Annotated in this window: 12 protein-coding genes; 8 read left to right on the top strand and 4 right to left on the bottom strand. The window is 59.5% G+C overall.

Annotation, left to right across the window (positions count from 1 at the left end):
* Positions 1-121 precede the first annotated feature (121 nt).
* Entirely contained in the window at positions 122-835 is a 714-nt protein-coding gene (locus J5M57_RS26265) for a UTRA domain-containing protein (protein ID WP_064586693.1), read from the bottom strand.
* A 352-nt stretch (positions 836-1187) separates the two neighbouring features.
* Between J5M57_RS26265 and J5M57_RS26260 the strand changes: the two genes are divergently transcribed.
* The 6 genes from J5M57_RS26260 (at position 1188) to J5M57_RS26235 (ending at position 6546) form a co-directional block, all read left to right on the top strand.
* Positions 1188-2255: an ABC transporter substrate-binding protein gene (locus J5M57_RS26260; RefSeq protein WP_207850086.1), complete on the top strand. Its 1068-nt coding sequence runs from the start codon at positions 1188-1190 to the stop codon at positions 2253-2255.
* 181 nt (positions 2256-2436) lie between these two features.
* The gene (locus J5M57_RS26255) at positions 2437-3243 is read left to right on the top strand and encodes an alkaline phosphatase family protein (protein WP_064586691.1); all 807 of its coding nucleotides are present in this window, start codon (positions 2437-2439) and stop codon (positions 3241-3243) included.
* A 5-nt stretch (positions 3244-3248) separates the two neighbouring features.
* Positions 3249-4085 carry an ABC transporter permease subunit gene (locus tag J5M57_RS26250; protein ID WP_163005303.1) on the top strand — a complete coding sequence of 279 codons (837 nt, stop codon included), beginning with the start codon at positions 3249-3251 and terminating at the stop codon, positions 4083-4085.
* Positions 4072-4872: an ABC transporter permease gene (locus J5M57_RS26245; protein ID WP_207850085.1), complete on the top strand. Its 801-nt coding sequence runs from the start codon at positions 4072-4074 to the stop codon at positions 4870-4872. Before J5M57_RS26250 ends, J5M57_RS26245 begins: the two co-directional genes overlap by 14 nt.
* Entirely contained in the window at positions 4869-5858 is a 990-nt protein-coding gene (locus J5M57_RS26240; RefSeq protein ID WP_064586688.1) for an ABC transporter ATP-binding protein, read from the top strand. Before J5M57_RS26245 ends, J5M57_RS26240 begins: the two co-directional genes overlap by 4 nt.
* Positions 5859-5892: 34 nt before the next feature.
* Complete coding sequence (locus tag J5M57_RS26235) at positions 5893-6546, top strand: HAD family hydrolase (RefSeq protein WP_207850084.1); 654 nt, start codon at positions 5893-5895, stop codon at positions 6544-6546.
* Between the two features lie 201 nt (positions 6547-6747).
* On the opposite strand, the gene J5M57_RS26230 is transcribed toward J5M57_RS26235, so the two are convergent.
* Complete coding sequence (locus J5M57_RS26230; RefSeq protein WP_083366541.1) at positions 6748-7710, bottom strand: zinc-binding dehydrogenase; 963 nt, start codon at positions 7708-7710, stop codon at positions 6748-6750.
* Between the two features lie 138 nt (positions 7711-7848).
* Here J5M57_RS26230 and J5M57_RS26225 point away from each other — a divergent pair, with 138 nt between their 5' ends.
* Positions 7849-9933: a carboxy terminal-processing peptidase gene (locus J5M57_RS26225; RefSeq protein WP_169840902.1), complete on the top strand. Its 2085-nt coding sequence runs from the start codon at positions 7849-7851 to the stop codon at positions 9931-9933.
* 133 nt (positions 9934-10066) lie between these two features.
* Entirely contained in the window at positions 10067-11857 is a 1791-nt protein-coding gene (locus tag J5M57_RS26220) for a bifunctional diguanylate cyclase/phosphodiesterase (RefSeq protein ID WP_207850083.1), read from the top strand.
* Between the two features lie 19 nt (positions 11858-11876).
* Here J5M57_RS26220 and J5M57_RS26215 read toward each other — a convergent pair whose 3' ends face one another.
* Both J5M57_RS26215 and J5M57_RS26210 read right to left on the bottom strand, forming a co-directional pair.
* The gene (locus tag J5M57_RS26215; RefSeq protein ID WP_207850082.1) at positions 11877-12293 is read right to left on the bottom strand and encodes a hypothetical protein; all 417 of its coding nucleotides are present in this window, start codon (positions 12291-12293) and stop codon (positions 11877-11879) included.
* On the bottom strand, positions 12293-13146 hold an 854-nt coding region (locus J5M57_RS26210), incomplete at its 5' end, for an RHS repeat-associated core domain-containing protein (RefSeq protein WP_279381953.1). The genes J5M57_RS26210 and J5M57_RS26215, both read right to left, overlap by 1 nt.

The following is a 13146-nucleotide window of genomic DNA, read 5'->3' as shown; positions in this document are numbered from 1 at the left end:
TCGGCGTCTGGAAAAGTGAGTCGCTGTAAGAGCGAAACCGCCAGCCGCAGCACCCAAAGAACCGGATATTCACCCAGAGCCCAACAGCCTGGTCGGCCCAGAGGCCGCCAAGGCCAAACACTCAAACCACATCAACCCCAACGTGAATCGCATCATGCCGCCAAAACTCCAGATCACAATCAATCAACCGCTCATGCTGATCATAATTGACCCGAGCAATCCTTAACCCCGGACTCCCGACAGACACGCGCAACGCCGCCGCCGCATCCACCGACAACGACGTCGGCACAATCTCGAACCGCACCCGCCCATAGTGCAAATCGTAATGCCGCGCATACAACTCAGTAATCGACTGATTCAAATCAAACCCCAGAATCCCCGGAAAATACTGCGGATTCAGATAGTGCTCCACATACAGCACCAGCCGCCCATCAATCCGCCGCGACCGGCAAATCTGAATCACGCTCGACAACGCCGGCAACTGCAACCACGCACACACCGCCGCCGAAGCGGGCTGCAGGCGCGCCGAAATCACCTCGGTCGATGGCACCCGCCCCTGCGCACTGACCATCGCGTGAAAGTGGCTGCGCTGCATCAGGTTGTACGCCAGACGCGGCGGCGAGACGAACCAGCCGCGCCGTTCCTCGCGGTAAATCTGCCCCTGCGCTTCCAACTGCAACAGCGCCTCGCGCACCGTGATGCGTGTGGTACCGAACAACTCACTGAGCTTGCGCTCGGCCGGCAGTTTGCTGCCCGGCGCCAACAGGCCGTGATCGAGCTGCTCCTGCAGCACCTGGCCGATGGCTGTCACCGCTTTTGTTGCCTCATCACGCATCAACGTTACCTATCTGGACTAGACCAGCACTGTTTCAGGGCAAAAACCGGACGGCCTGCCAGCCGTTTCCATGTAGGGCAAGCCTAGGCAGTGCAGATGACCGAGAGATGACAAACCCGCCCGACGGTCGCCTTCATGACTTGCAATACATCGGCCAAGTCCCTTGCCAGCCGGGGCTTTGACCTTGGTCTACGCTTACCGGGCAACCAACAGAACCGGGCCAATAAAAGCCCTGCCGGCCGAGCGCCGACATCAAAGTGTCATCCAGTCCCCTTAAATTGGCTCAGGTATTGCTGACCTAGACCAACACAAACCGCAATCGCAGCGTTGAACACGACCAAGGAGCTTCGGAATGAAACAGCTTTTCCTGGCAACACTGTTAGGCTCGACCATTGCAATGTGCACCGCCGCCATGGCGGCCGGCACCGATCTGAAAACCCTCGAAGCCGCTGCGAAAGCGGAAGGCGCCGTCAACAGCGTCGGCATGCCCGATGACTGGGCCAACTGGAAAGGCACCTGGGAAGACCTGGCCAAGACCTACGGCCTGAAACACATCGACACCGACATGAGCTCGGCCCAGGAAATCGCCAAGTTCGCCGCCGAAAAAGACAATGCCACCGCCGACATCGGCGACGTGGGTGCCGCCTTCGGCCCGATCGCGGTCAAGCAGGGCGTGGTTCAACCGTACAAGCCAAGCACCTGGGATCAGGTTCCGGACTGGGCCAAGGACAAGGACGGCAACTGGGCACTGGCCTACACCGGCACCATCGCCTTCATCGTCAACAAGAAGCTGCTGCACGGCTCCGAAGTGCCAACCAAATGGGCTGACCTCAAAGGCGGCAAATACAAGGTCTCCATCGGTGACGTGAGCACCGCCGCGCAAGCCGCCAACGGCGTACTGGCCGCGGCCCTGGCCAACGGTGGCGACGAGAAGAACATCCAGCCGGCCCTGCTGCTGTTTGCAGACATCGCCAAGCAGGGTCGCCTGTCGATGGCCAACCCGACCATCGCCACCATGGAAAAAGGCGAGATCGAAGTCGGCGTGGTCTGGGACTTCAACGGCCTGAGCTACAAGGCCAAGATGGCCAACCCGGATGACTACGAGGTGCTGATCCCGTCCGACGGCTCGGTGATTTCCGGCTACACCACCATCATCAACAAGTACGCAAAAAACCCGAACGCCGCCAAGCTGACCCGCGAATACATCTTCAGCGACGCCGGCCAGACCAACCTGGCGCGCGGCAACGCCCGCCCGATTCGTGCCGAACACCTGCAACTGCCGGAAGACGTGAAAGCCAAACTGCTGCCAAACGAGCAGTACAAAAAGGTCACGCCGATCAAGGACGCCGACGCGTGGGAAAAAACCTCCAAGGCCCTGCCGCAGAAGTGGAACGAAGAAGTCATCGTCGAGATGAAGTAACGCGGCTGATCACCACTGTGTGATCTGAAACAAATCCCCATGCAGGAGTGAGCCTGCTCGCGATAGCGGTCGAACGTTCAACAACAGTGTTGACTCATCCACCGCTATCGCGAGCAGGCTCACTCCTACAGGGATCCAGGTTGAATGTGAAATTTCCTGTTTTCGCGGAGTTTTTGCCCCTATGAAGCACAACGTCATCCTTGTCGTGCTCGACGGCCTCAACTTTGAGGTCGCGCGTCACGCCATGGGGCATCTGCAGGCTTACGTTGGCGCAGGACGCGCCGCGCTCTATCAGTTGGAGTGCGAGTTGCCGGCCCTGTCCCGACCGCTTTATGAATGCATCCTCACCGGCGTGCCGCCAATCGACAGCGGCATCGTCCACAACAACGTTGCGCGCCTGTCCAATCAGCGCAGCATCTATCACTACGCCCGCGACGCCGGCCTGAAAACCGCCGCAGCGGCCTACCACTGGGTCAGCGAGCTGTATAACCGTTCGCCGTTCGTTGCCGCCCGCGACCGGCACACCGAGAATCTGTCGCTGCCGATCCAGCACGGCCACTTCTACTGGAATGACCACTATCCGGATTCGCACCTGTTCGCCGACGCGGAAAACCTGCGCCTGCGCCATGCGCCGAACTTCCTGCTGGTCCACCCGATGAACATCGACGACGCCGGGCACAAGCACGGCCTCGATTCCTCGCAATATCGCAACAGCGCGCGCTCGGCGGACATCATTCTCGCCGACTACCTGCAAACCTGGCTCGACGCCGGTTATCAGGTGCTGGTGACCGCCGACCACGGCATGAACAACGACCGCTCGCACAACGGCCTGCTGCCGGAAGAACGCCAGGTGCCGCTGTTCGTCCTTGGTGACGCCTTCAGCTTCAATGCCGACGCGGCGCCGAAACAGACTGACATCTGCGGCACCGTCTGCGAACTGCTCGGCGTGCCCCACGACAAACCTGTATGCCGGGAGCTGCTCAAGTGAATGCCATGACTCGCGGCAAATGGCTGGCAGCCTTGTGCCTGGTGCCCTTCGCCCTGTTCTTTATCGTGTTCGAAATCGCCCCGCTGGTCTGGGTGATGATCAACAGCCTGCAGTCGGAAGAGTTCGGCTGGGGCTTCGCCAACTTCAGCAAGATCTTCAGTTCGAAGTTCTATTTGCAGGCGATCCAGTACAGCCTGGAAATCAGCTTCTGGTCGAGCGTGTTCGGCATCATCATCGCCGTGCTCGGTGCGTATTCCCTGCGTCGGGTCGACTCGAAACTGCGCAATTTCGTGAATGCCTTCGCCAACATGACCAGCAACTTCGCCGGAGTACCCCTGGCGTTCGCGTTCATCATCCTGCTCGGTTTCAACGGCAGCATCACCATCATGCTCAAGCAGGCGGGGATCATTCAGGACTTCAACCTGTACTCGAAAACCGGCCTGATCATCCTCTACACCTACTTCCAGATTCCCCTCGGCGTGCTGCTGCTCTACCCGGCCTTCGACGCCCTGCGTGAAGACTGGCGTGAATCCGCTGCACTGCTCGGCGCCAACGGCTGGCAGTTCTGGCGCCACATCGGCCTGCCGGTGCTGACCCCGGCGCTGCTCGGCACGTTTGTAATCCTGCTGGCCAACGCCCTCGGCGCCTACGCCACGGTGTATGCGCTGACCACCGGCAACTTCAACGTGCTGCCGATCCGCATCGCGGCGATGGTCTCCGGCGACATTTCGCTGGACCCGAACCTGGCCAGCGCCCTGGCCGTGGTGCTGGTGGCGTTGATGACCATCGTCACCGTCGTGCATCAACTGCTGTTGAAGAGGAGCTACCATGTCTCGCGCTGAATCCGGCCCGGCCGGCGTCTACCACCGCGTCGTGGTTTATCTGCTGTTCGCGATCCTGCTGCTGCCGTTGGTGGGCACGCTGATCTACTCGATCGCCAGCAGTTGGTCGGCAACCATTCTGCCCAGTGGCTTCACCTTCAAGTGGTACGTGCAGCTGTGGAGCGATCCGCGCTTCCTGCACGCCTTCGGCCAATCGCTGCTGGTGTGCGTCGGCGCGCTGGTGCTGTCGGTGGTGCTGATTCTGCCGCTGCTGTTCGTGGTGCATTACCACTTCCCGAAACTCGATGCGCTGATGAACATCCTGATCCTGCTGCCCTTCGCGGTGCCGCCGGTGGTGTCCTCGGTGGGGCTGTTGCAGCTCTACGGTTCCGGCCCGCTGGCGATGGTCGGCACACCGTGGATCCTGATCGGTTGCTACTTCACCGTGGCGCTGCCGTTCATGTACCGGGCAATCACCAACAACCTGCAGGCGATCAACCTGCGCGACCTGATGGACTCCGCGCAACTGCTTGGCGCCAGCACCTTTCAGGCCGCCTTCCTGGTGGTGCTGCCGAATCTGCGCAAAGGCCTGATGGTCGCGTTGCTGCTGTCGTTCTCGTTCCTGTTCGGTGAATTCGTGTTCGCCAACATCCTCGTCGGCACCCGCTACGAAACCCTGCAGGTGTATCTGAACAACATGCGCAACAGCAGCGGGCACTTCACCAGTGCGCTGGTGATCTCGTACTTCTTTTTCGTGCTGGTCCTGACCTGGATCGCCAACATCTTGAACAAGGACAAAAGCGAATGAGCTATGTCAGCGTCCAGAACCTGAAGAAAAACTACGCGGGCACCACGGTGTTCAGCGACATCAACTGCGAAATCAACAAGGGCGAATTCGTCACCCTGCTCGGCCCGTCCGGTTGCGGCAAGTCCACGCTGCTGCGCTGCATTGCCGGCCTGACGCCGGTGGACGGCGGCAAGATCCTGCTTGATAGCGTCGACATCGTGCCGCTGAGTCCGCAAAAACGCGGGATCGGCATGGTGTTCCAGAGCTATGCGCTGTTCCCCAACATGACCGTCGAACAGAACGTCGCCTTCGGCCTGCGCATGCAGAAGGTCAATGCCGACGACAGCCACAAGCGTGTCGCCGAGGTGCTGAAACTGGTCGAGCTGAACGACTTCGCCAGCCGCTATCCGCACCAGCTCTCCGGCGGTCAGTGCCAGCGCGTGGCCCTCGCCCGCTCGCTGGTCACTCGCCCACGCCTGTTGCTGCTGGACGAACCGCTGTCGGCACTGGACGCGCGGATTCGCAAACACCTGCGCGAACAGATCCGCCAGATCCAGCGCGAACTCGGCCTGACCACGATCTTCGTCACCCACGATCAGGAAGAAGCGCTGACCATGTCTGACCGGATTTTCCTGATGAACCAGGGGAAAATCGTCCAGAGCGGCGACGCCGAAACCTTGTACACCGCACCGGTGGATCTGTTCGCCGCCGGCTTCATCGGCAACTACAACCTGCTCGACGCCGACAGTGCCTCGAAGCTGCTGCAACGGCCGATCAACCACCGCATCGCGATTCGTCCGGAAGCCATCGAACTGAGCCTCAATGGCGAACTCGATGCGCAGATCCGCAGCCACAGCCTGCTCGGCAACGTGATCCGCTACCGGGTCGAGGCGCGCGGCGTGGAACTGGTGGTGGACGTGCTCAACCGCTCGGCGGCGGATCTGCACCCCGACGGGCAGCGCCTGGCACTTTCCATCGATCCGACGGCCCTGTGTGAGGTAGCCTGATGACTTTGCTGACGTTGAAGAGAGAACTGCACTGATGGCCCTGGCAATTTTTGATCTGGACGAAACCCTGATTCACGGCGACTGCGCCACCCTCTGGAGCGAACAGATGGGGCGCCTGGGCTGGGTCGATCCTGAATCGTTCATGCGCAAGAACAACGAGCTGATGGATGCTTACAGCCACGGCAAATTGCGCATGGAAGACTACATGGCATTCAGCCTCGAACCGCTGATCGGCCGCCCACCGGAAGAAGTCGAGCACCTGGTCGGCCCGTGGGTCGAAGACTTCATCGAACCGATCATCTTCAGCGACGCAACCAAAACCATCGCCGCCCACCGCAAGGCCGGCGACCGGATTCTGGTGATCTCGGCCTCGGGCACGCACCTGGTCAAGCCGATCGCCGATCGCCTCGGCATCGACGAAGTTCTCGGGATCGAACTGGAAGTCGCGCACGGCGTTTACAGCGGCAATACCGTCGGCACGCTGACCTACCGCGAAGGCAAGATCACCCGTTTGCTGGAATGGCTGGATGCCGAGGAAGAGAACCTTGAGGGCGCGAGCTTCTACTCCGACTCACGCAATGATCTGCCATTGCTGTTGAAGGTGGATTTCCCGCATGTGGTCAACCCGGATCCGGTGCTACTGGAGCACGCCGAAAAAGCCGGCTGGCCAATCCACCTCTGGAAATGACCGACGTCCCAAATGTGGACGCTTGACTGTGGCGCGGGAGCTTGTCGGATCGCCGCACCGTCCCGCTCGGCTGCGAAGCAGTCGCAGAACCAGTCAACCGGTTTGCTCTGACTCACCGCGTTGAATGATTTGGGGCCGCTTCGCGCCCTAGCGGGACGGTGCCGCGATCCGACAAGCTCCCTCGCCACAAGTTTTGGGGTGTCAGCTCAGGCTGTCGTCAATCACCAAGACCAGTTTGCCCGCCACCTTGTTGCTCGCCAGCTCGGCAAAAGCCGCCTCGGCATCCTTCACCGGGAAGGCTTTCGCCAGTTGCGGGCTCAAGCGTCCTTCGGCAAACAGCGGCCACACATGCTGGCTCAGGTCACTGAACAGGTCAGCCTTGAACTGATCGTCACGACTGCGCAACGTCGAACCGAGTAACTGCACACGCTTGGCCAGCACCTGCGCCAGATCGAGTTTGGCCTCGCGCCCGCCCATCAAACCGATCAACACCCAACGCCCGTCGAGCGCCGTCAACTTGAGGTTCAGCGCTGCATAGTTGCCACCGACCGGATCGAGGATCACGTCAAACGGACCGAAGTCGCGCAGGCTCTCCAGATCATCGCTGCGTACCACCCCGCCCTGCGCGCCGAGCGCTTCACAGTAAGCCAAGCGCTCGGATGAACCGACGCTGACCCAGCACGGGTTGCCGAACGCCTTGCACAGCTGAATGGCCGCTGAACCAATTCCACTGGCTCCGGCGTGCAGCAGAACTTTTTCACCCGGTTTCAGCGCCGCCAGTTGAAACACATTCAGCCAGACCGTTGCATAAACCTCGGGTAATGCCGCGGCCTCGATCAGCGAGACGCCCTCGGGCACCGGCAGCACGTGCCGTCCGTCGACGACCACCTCTTCAGCCATCCCGCCCCCGGCCAGCAGGGCGCAAACCCGGTCACCCACCTGCCAGGAAGATCCGGCGCCGACTTCGCTGATCACCCCCGAGCACTCCAGACCGAGCACCTGACTGGCGCCGGGCGGTGGCGGATAAAGCCCGGCTTTCTGTAATAAATCGGCGCGATTGAGTCCGGCTGCCGCCACGCGAATGCGCACTTGTCCTACATCACACGCCGGACTCGGCTCTTCAACCCATGCCACTTGACCTTCAACGCCTTGCAATGCCTTCACAGTGCCTCCATAGTGAGTCTGGACTGAGCCCGAAGCTGTAGCGCCGGGCTTTTTGCATTATGCGACCGGCTCTCGTAGAACCGGCGACTTCAAAGACGGCCTAATATGCGTTATCAATTGTCCCCGCGTCGAATCAGCATGAAGCATTTGCTCCCCAGCACCGCCCTCGCTCTTTTCATCGGTATCGGTTTGTTGCCGATGTCGGGCAAAACATTCGCAGCCAACAGCTGGGACAACTTGCAGCCTGATCGCGACGAAGTAATCGCCAGTCTCAATGTCGTCGAGTTGCTCAAGCGTCACCACTACAGCAAGCCGCCGCTCGACGATGCGCGCTCGGTGATCATCTACGACAGCTACATCAAGCTGCTGGACCCGTCGCGCAGCTATTTCATGGCCAGCGACATCGCCGAATTCGACAAGTGGAAGACCCAGTTCGACGACTTCCTCAAGAGCGGCGACCTCAACGCCGGGTTCACCATCTACAAGCGCTATCTGGACCGCGTCAAGGCGCGTCTGGACTTCGCCATTGCGGAGCTGAACAAGGGCGTCGACAAGATGGACTTCACCACCAAGGAGACCTTGCTGATCGATCGCAAGGATGCCCCTTGGCTCAAATCCACCGCAGAACTCGACGACCTGTGGCGCAAACGCGTCAAGGACGAAGTGCTGCGGCAGAAGATCGCCGGCAAGGATTCCAAGCAGATCCAGGAAACCCTGACCAAGCGCTACAAGAACCAGTTGGCGCGCCTGGACCAGACCCGCGCGGAAGACATCTTCCAGGCGTACATCAACACCTTCGCCATGTCCTACGACCCGCACACCAACTATCTGTCGCCGGATAACGCGGAAAACTTCGACATCAACATGAGCCTGTCCCTTGAGGGCATCGGCGCCGTGTTGCAGAGCGACAACGATCAAGTGAAGGTCGTGCGTCTGGTGCCGGCAGGTCCTGCCGACAAGACCAAGCAGGTCGCACCGGCCGACAAGATCATCGGCGTTGCCCAAGGCAACAAAGAGATGGTCGACGTGGTGGGCTGGCGCCTGGACGAAGTGGTCAAGCTGATCCGCGGCCCGAAAGGCACCGTGGTGCGCCTGGAAGTGATTCCGGCCAGCAATGCGCCGAATGACCAGACCAGCAAGATCGTGCCGATCACCCGTGAAGCGGTGAAGCTTGAAGACCAGGCGGTGAAAAAATCCGTGCTGAACCTGAAACAGGACGGCAAGGACTACAAGCTCGGCATCATCGAGATCCCGGCCTTCTACCTCGACTTCAAGGCGTTCCGTGCCGGTGATCCGGATTACAAGAGCACCACCCGTGACGTCAAGAAACTGCTGACCGAACTGCAGAAAGAGAAAGTCGACGGCGTGGTCATCGACCTGCGCAACAACGGCGGCGGCTCCCTGCAGGAAGCCACCGAGCTGACCAGCCTGTTCATCGACAAGGGCCCGACCGTCCTCGTGCGTAACGCCGATGGCCGCGTCGATGTCCTGGAAGATGAAAACCCGGGTGCGTTCTACAAAGGCCCGATGGCTCTGCTGGTCAACCGCCTGTCCGCCTCGGCTTCGGAGATTTTCGCCGGCGCCATGCAGGACTACCATCGTGCGCTGATCATCGGTGGCCAGACCTTCGGCAAAGGCACCGTGCAGACCATTCAGCCGCTGAACCATGGCGAACTGAAACTGACCCTGGCCAAGTTCTACCGGGTTTCCGGTCAGAGCACCCAGCATCAGGGCGTACTGCCGGACATCGATTATCCGTCGATCATCGACACCAAGGAAATCGGCGAAAGCGCCCTGCCGGAAGCCATGCCATGGGACACCATCAAGGCAGCGATCAAGCCTGCGGTCGATCCGTTCAAACCGTACCTGGCACAGCTCAAGTCCGAGCATGACGCACGCAGCGCCAAAGACGCCGAGTTCGTGTTCATCCGCGACAAGCTGGCCTTGGCGCAGAAGCTGATGGAAGAAAAAACCGTCAGCCTCAACGAAGCCGACCGCCGTGCCCAGCACGCTGACATCGACGCCAAGCAACTGACGATGGAAAACATCCGTCGCAAAGCCAAAGGCGAAGAGCCGCTCAAAGAGCTGAAGAAAGAAGACGAAGACGCAATGGCTGCAGCCGAGCCGGACAAGGTCAAGCCAGAAGACGACGCCTACCTGGCCGAAACTGGGCGCGTACTGCTCGATTACCTGAAGCTGAGCAATCAGGTCGCCAAGAAGTAAGATGATGGCAATTTAGTGCTGACGCTCCCCGGAGCGTCATCAAACAGTCATCATTCTGTCGTGAAATAAAGGACTGGGAGCGACTCTCTTCATCGAGAGCGCTCCCAGTCCTTTTTTTTCGCCAGAGATTGCCATGACCACGACCGAACAGCTGAGTGCCTTGAGCTCGATCCTGACTCAAAGCGGTTTGCACAGCCTGTTCCAGCCGATCATCTGTCTTTCCGAGCGCCGTATCCTCGGCTACGAAGCCCTCACCCGTGGCCCGTCCAACAGCCCCCTGCACTCGCCCATCGCCCTGTTCGCCGTAGCGCGACAGGCCGGCCGTCTGAGCGAACTGGAGATTGCCTGCCGCCAATCCGCCTGCCGCCGTTTCAACGAGCAGCAACTGCCGGGCAAGCTGTTCCTCAACGTCTCTCCGGAATCCCTGCTCGAGGCGGCGCATCAGCCGGGGCGTACCCTGCAATTGCTACAGGACTTCGGCATTCCACCGAGCCAGGTGGTGATCGAACTCACCGAACAGACGCCGATCGACGATTTCCAGTTGCTGCAAACCGCCCTGCATCACTACCGCGCCATGGGGTTTTCGATTGCGCTGGATGACCTGGGGGCCGGCTATTCGAGCCTGCGCCTGTGGTCCGAACTGCGCCCGGATTACGTGAAAATCGATCGCCATTTCATCGACGGCATTCATCAGGATGCATTGAAACGCGAGTTCGTCGGCTCGATCCTGCAAATTGCCAAGGCTTCGCGGGCACAGGTGATCGCCGAGGGTATCGAGCTGCCGGAAGAGCTGGCGGTGTTGACCGAGATGGGCGTGGACCTGGTGCAGGGTTACTTGCTCGGTCGCCCGCAGGAACATCCGCCGCGCGATGCCCGGGCCTTGATGCCCAAACACGACAGCAGCGCCGTGGCGCTGAACGACGAAGGCAGCGACCTCAGCGCCCTGCTCAACGATCAACCGGCGGTGCATCGCGACACACCGACCGCCACGGTACTGGAAGCCTTCCGCCGTCAGGCCAATCTCAACTCGCTGGCGGTGCTCGACGAACTAGGCCAACCGTGCGGCATCGTCCACCGCCATTCGCTGTCCGACGCGCTGCTCAAACCCTTTGCTACCGATCTGTTCGCGCGCAAACCGATCAGCCGCCTGATGAACGACGACTTCCTCGCCGTAGAGATGAGTCAGTCGCTGCAACAGGTCAGCCGCCTGATCACCAGCCGCGCGCGCCAACGCATCGAAGCAGACTTCATCATCACCCTCAACGGCGGCTATCTTGGCCTGGGCCGGGTGATCGACGTGCTCAAACTGATTACCGAACTGAAAATCCAGCAGGCCCGCTACGCCAACCCGTTGACCCTGCTGCCCGGCAACGTACCGATCCAACAATGCCTGACCCGCCTGCTGCAACAGGGCCGCGAATCGATCATCTGCTACGTCGACATCGACAGCTTCAAACCCTTCAACGACATCTACGGCTACGGCCGTGGCGACGAAGTCCTACTGTGCCTGGCGCAATGCCTGAACGAACGCGTCGACCCGTCCCGCGACTTCGTCGGCCACATCGGCGGCGACGACTTCCTCCTCGTCCTCGGCCCGGAAGACTGGCGCAAACGCCTCAACCAGCTGCTCGACGACTTCCAGAGCCAATGCCGGCGCTTCTACCGGCCTGAGCATCTTGAAGCTGGCTGCTTCATCGCACCGAATCGGCAAGGTGTGCGGCAGGAGTTTCCGCTCCTGTCACTGTCCATCGGCGTCGTCCACCTGCACCCGCAGGCCTGTGCAGAACTGGATGCAAGCCAACTGGCGGAAATGGCTTCGCAGGCGAAGCATCATGCGAAGAATGTTCCGGGGTATAGCGTGCATGTGATCGACAGTATGGATGCTCTACCGTTTACCGAAGCCCTCGTTTCTGGCCATCGTTGATGTTTTCAAATAATCGAAGCTACCATGTAGACCGATCTTCACTAGCGGCTTTTGCAAGATCCAGCTCCCAAACCTCTCTCGCCAACTTATGAATATCCTCGAAAAAACCTCGAGGATTTTCAAGGGAATCCCATTCTCCACGAGGCCAACTTGCGGCTTCGCACGGATCGATCTCGAACAAATGCTGAAAGTCATATGTTGGATCCGCGAGTTTTACTTCCAGATTTTCAAGTAAGACCAGTTTGTGCCTATGAGAGAGGTACGGCAGATTCAGACAATACTTTCGGATCAAAGCCTCCCGATCACCAGGGTCATCGGGATTGTAAAATTCGAGTTCTACCCCTCGTGTTTCTTCCCGATCATAAACATCGAACATACCAATAAACCACATTAACCGCGGCTCAAAAGGCTCATTCAAAAACGGATCTTTCAACATTACTTACCCTCAGCAGGAAACCCCGTAAACGGCTTCTGTATATTTTCCTGATCGAATTTCACTTCGAACCAATTCATATCCTCATTGAGGCTCGGATTTTGCTGATCCATTCTATTTGGCCTATACCCGCGCCCCGCCCCAGGTAGCTCCAACCTAACTATTGGATTACCTTTTTGATCTTTCCCTGTGTGCATAATTAAACCATCTTTATCCTTTGTCATCGCTTTGTTCAACGCGCCCAGATGCATCCGCCAGTTATGAAACTGAGAGCTAAGATTTCCTCTGGCACGTACTGGGACAATACCGGTGTGAGGGTCAGCACCATTAATGCCACGCTGCTTAAGGGCTCGATCAGGAATTTCGGAACTGTGCTTTTTCACAGTGTGCATGTCATAAAGATCTTCATATTCAGTTACCCGTCGTTTCGCATTTTCCTCCGCTAGTTCATCAATCCTCGCTCTACGCTCCTGGGCCGTCATCTTCGGCAGCGCTGGCTCACCCTCATCAACCTTAGCGCCACCAATCCCACCCGGCGCCTCACACCCAGGCTTATTCGGCGGCGGACAGTTCGCGCTCAACCCCAACGGATCCACCCACCCCGTCGGATTCGGCGTGTACTGGTATTGGTTTAGTCCTCCAGCCAGCTTCACCGGATCCGGCGTCAGATACCGTCCCAGCCTCGGGTCATAATACCGGTGCCGGTTGTAATGCAGCCCGCTCTCCGCGTCGAAATACTGCCCCTGAAACCGCAGCGGCTGGTCCAGGTAGTCCTCGCCCGCCAGGGTGATCGCCGCGACTTTGCCGTAGGCGTCGTACTGCGCCGACCAGACGATTTCGCCGCTGTAGTCGGTGA

Source organism: Pseudomonas sp. 86_A (assembly GCF_017491705.1).
GTDB lineage: Bacteria > Pseudomonadota > Gammaproteobacteria > Pseudomonadales > Pseudomonadaceae > Aquipseudomonas > Aquipseudomonas koreensis.
Note: the sequence above shows the minus strand (reverse complement) of the source record. Positions and strands in the feature narration are given on the sequence as shown.

Coding starts and splice junctions, on each gene's coding strand:
- J5M57_RS26265 (WP_064586693.1), bottom strand. CDS start 835: ATGCGTGATGAGGCAACAAAAGCGGTGACAGCCATCGGCCAGGTGCTG.
- J5M57_RS26260 (WP_207850086.1), top strand. CDS start 1,188: ATGAAACAGCTTTTCCTGGCAACACTGTTAGGCTCGACCATTGCAATG.
- J5M57_RS26255 (WP_064586691.1), top strand. CDS start 2,437: ATGAAGCACAACGTCATCCTTGTCGTGCTCGACGGCCTCAACTTTGAG.
- J5M57_RS26250 (WP_163005303.1), top strand. CDS start 3,249: ATGACTCGCGGCAAATGGCTGGCAGCCTTGTGCCTGGTGCCCTTCGCC.
- J5M57_RS26245 (WP_207850085.1), top strand. CDS start 4,072: ATGTCTCGCGCTGAATCCGGCCCGGCCGGCGTCTACCACCGCGTCGTG.
- J5M57_RS26240 (WP_064586688.1), top strand. CDS start 4,869: ATGAGCTATGTCAGCGTCCAGAACCTGAAGAAAAACTACGCGGGCACC.
- J5M57_RS26235 (WP_207850084.1), top strand. CDS start 5,893: ATGGCCCTGGCAATTTTTGATCTGGACGAAACCCTGATTCACGGCGAC.
- J5M57_RS26225 (WP_169840902.1), top strand. CDS start 7,849: ATGAAGCATTTGCTCCCCAGCACCGCCCTCGCTCTTTTCATCGGTATC.
- J5M57_RS26220 (WP_207850083.1), top strand. CDS start 10,067: ATGACCACGACCGAACAGCTGAGTGCCTTGAGCTCGATCCTGACTCAA.
- J5M57_RS26215 (WP_207850082.1), bottom strand. CDS start 12,293: ATGTTGAAAGATCCGTTTTTGAATGAGCCTTTTGAGCCGCGGTTAATG.